Origin of the sequence: Falsiroseomonas oryzae (genome assembly GCF_027856955.1) — a bacterium.
Classification (GTDB): domain Bacteria; phylum Pseudomonadota; class Alphaproteobacteria; order Acetobacterales; family Acetobacteraceae; genus Falsiroseomonas; species Falsiroseomonas oryzae.
Genome location: NZ_JAPSMD010000795.1, coordinates 1 through 1,331, shown reverse-complemented (window position 1 = coordinate 1,331; position 1,331 = coordinate 1). Strand labels below are relative to the sequence as shown.

The window sequence follows — 1,331 nt, the reverse complement described above, 5'->3', positions numbered from 1 at the left end:
CCGACCCGGCGCGCCGCGCGGAGTTCGGCGCGCGGGGCCGCGCCGCGGCGCTGGGCCGCTTCGGCTGGGCGGGCGAGGCGGCGCGGCTGGTTCGGCTCTACCGGCGGCTGGTCCCGACCGGGGCCGGCCCGCGGGAGTGAATCGTTGCGCTGAGCCGGCGGATGGCCGTGAATGCGACCCGGCTATCCGGGGGGACATGCCGATGCGGTTCCTGCGCGCTGTGGCTGGCGTCGCGCTCTCATTGGCTGGTGGCGCTCTGGCGGCCTGCACGCCGGGTGCCTCCCAAGGTGTCGCCAGCGGCGGGTCGGGCGCGGCGGCCTCGGCCTTCGACGGGCGCTATGTGGCGTCCGGCAGCCTGGTTTCGGGCAGCGCGGGCTGCTTCCGCATGGACCGGCCGCTCTCGATCACGCTGACCGTGGCCAACGGCCAAGCCGAATTGCCGCTCCGTGGCGGCCGCCTCGCCGGCACGATGCGCGGGCCGGTGGGCGCGGATGGCAGCCTCGATGCGTTGCGCTGGGACGGCACCAGCGGCGTCGAGGTCCGCACGCGGGGCCGTATCGGCGGCACGGAGCTGATGCTGGAACTCGCCTATGACTACGCGGCGGACGGCGCGTCCGGCTGCCTCTATCGCTATGCGGGCAGCCGGGCCGCCTGACCGGCGCCGCTCAGGGCAACGCCTGAAGCTGTCGTTCCACCACCACCCGCCAGGGCGCGTCGCGCGGCGCGTCGGCCAGCAGCGCGGTCCAGACGCTGCGGGCATTCGCCGCGCGGCCGGCGCGCGCTTCCGCCAGCCCCGTCAGGAAGCGCAGCCGCGGATCCTCCGGCGCATTGCCGAGCGCACGCGCCAGAAGCGCCGCGGCTTCGGCGTGGTTCTGCTGCTCGATCTGCAGCTCCGCCAGGTCGCCCGCAAGCTGCGGGTCGAAGCGGATGGCGAGCGCGCGCGTCCAGGCCTCGGACGCCGCCTCGATCCGGCCGCGGTTGCGCTCCGCATTGCCGAGCAGGAGGTAGCCCTGCCGCGCCGCATCGCTGTTCGGGTCAACCTGCGCGATGCGGGTGCGCAGCGCGGCCAGCAGCTGCTCCTCCGCCTCCGCCTGCTGGCGCCGCAGGTCGTAGGGCGCGCTCGGCATGTCGGGGACGCCGCGCACGAGATACAGCCCGATCGCCGCGGCCGGCACGATGAACAACGCGGCGGCGACGAGGGCGGCGCTGGACCGCCCGGCGCCGGCGGCGTCGTCCTTCGGCGCGGCCAGGATGCGGCGCTGCACCTCGAGCGTCGCGGCGGCATGCGCGGCGGCGTCCAGCCGCCCGAGCTCGCGCTCCCGGTCGAGTTC

Annotated in this window: 2 protein-coding genes; one reads left to right on the top strand and one right to left on the bottom strand. The window is 76.0% G+C overall.

The window, feature by feature from the left end; translation table 11 throughout:
- The first annotated feature begins 202 nt into the window (after positions 1-202).
- Positions 203-655, top strand: a complete 453-nt coding sequence (locus OZN99_RS31755) for a hypothetical protein (RefSeq protein ID WP_270939177.1) — start codon at positions 203-205, stop codon at positions 653-655.
- 10 nt (positions 656-665) lie between these two features.
- On the opposite strand, the gene ccmI is transcribed toward OZN99_RS31755, so the two are convergent.
- A partial coding sequence (ccmI, locus tag OZN99_RS31750) for a c-type cytochrome biogenesis protein CcmI (protein ID WP_270939176.1) occupies positions 666-1,331 on the bottom strand: 666 nt, incomplete at its 5' end.